The organism is Exiguobacterium sp. 8A, from assembly GCF_902506275.1.
Classification (GTDB): domain Bacteria; phylum Bacillota; class Bacilli; order Exiguobacteriales; family Exiguobacteriaceae; genus Exiguobacterium; species Exiguobacterium profundum.
The window spans coordinates 1-1,238 of record NZ_LR733697.1 but is presented as its reverse complement, the minus strand read 5'-3'; the positions used below and the strand labels follow the sequence as shown (position 1 = coordinate 1,238).

2 protein-coding genes are annotated in these 1,238 nt (G+C 59.8%); both read right to left on the bottom strand.

Annotated elements, in window-relative coordinates; translation table 11 throughout:
- Positions 1-833 (bottom strand): hypothetical protein (locus GVY42_RS16345; protein WP_159565751.1); only part of this gene is annotated, 833 nt, incomplete at its 3' end.
- A gap of 128 nt (positions 834-961) precedes the next feature.
- Positions 962-1,238, bottom strand: a 277-nt coding sequence (locus GVY42_RS16340) for a hypothetical protein (RefSeq protein ID WP_159565749.1), incomplete at its 5' end; no start/stop codon positions are given.

Below are 1,238 nucleotides of genomic sequence, written 5' to 3'. Positions count from 1 at the left end.
CGAGTGGTGAGCGCCTCCCGTGAGAAACTATGTGCAAGGGTGTTCGCTGCCGCCGCTGCAGTAAGAGTCTCGTACTCCTTGTTTGTCTCCCGCAGTCGTTGAAGCGTGCCGTCGGCTTCCTGGAGTTTTTGCTCAATTGCCGCCTTGAATGGGGCGAAGTCCTCATCGAACCGCTCCCCTTGCGCTTGCTGCCACGCCGTGTAGTTCTTCGTGTTTGTCGACTCAAGTTCGTTGATTCGTTTGGTGCCGTTGTCGACGACTGTGTCAACGCGCGCCTCGTACCCGTCAACGGTTTCGCCGGCACTGCTCGCCGTGTTCTGCAACGATTCCAACGCCGTAGAGACCACCGTAAACCGCTGCTCCGCCTCCTCGCCGAGCTCCTCCAGCCGTTCGCCGAGCGCAGTTCGTTTCTCGTGTAGGAGGGCGATGTCCACGTCCTGCTGTTCGACGAGGTCGTCGTAGAAGCTCCGTAGCTGCGCCTGTTGTGCCGGAGGCAACGGAGGCGTCCACATCGCGTACAGCGGTTGCAGGGTGCCCTCCGCATAGATGACGGCTTGATCGGTGTAAGACGGACTGGCGGTGGTGGACCGGTTCTGCAAGTAGGACAGCGCGGAGGTCCACGGGCTGTGTAATTCGTCTAGAAGTGCCTGGTTGAACCGGCGGGCGTTGTGTGCGCCGAGCGGTTTCACCGCCTGCGAGAAAGCCAGCAACTCTCGCACCCGGTTTAGCTCGCTTCGTTCCGCATCGCTCACCTCATCATGAAGAGAGCCGATCAGCGTCGACGCGGTCTGCAACGTGTCCCACAGCGGATGCGCCTGGAATTCCGATTTCAACACTGGGTCCTCCGATCAGCGAGCTTCTCTTCAATCTACTGGTCGGCACCCACATACTTGGAACCGCCGCCGGTTCCCTCGTGGCGATTCCGCTGCCCGCTGCTCGGCCGCCAGCAGGATCTGTGACGTCAGTTGTAGTCATCGACGACAACGAGCTTCGCGCCGTCGCTGTCCTCCGGGAACTCGTCTGCCTCACAAGCGAAATCCCAAGAGTCCGTAGTGTCCACGAGCGACGGAACCCTACGTGGGTCATCGGCTTCACACGTCAACTCTGTACCGTCGCTAAACGTGATCGTCGACACCGGACTGAACTTGATCCCGTTACTTTTGAGGATCGTGAACCCGAGGGTCAGTTCGGTGTCAACGGATGTCGTGTTCAACACGGCCGAGTCGACTGTGTAGAAG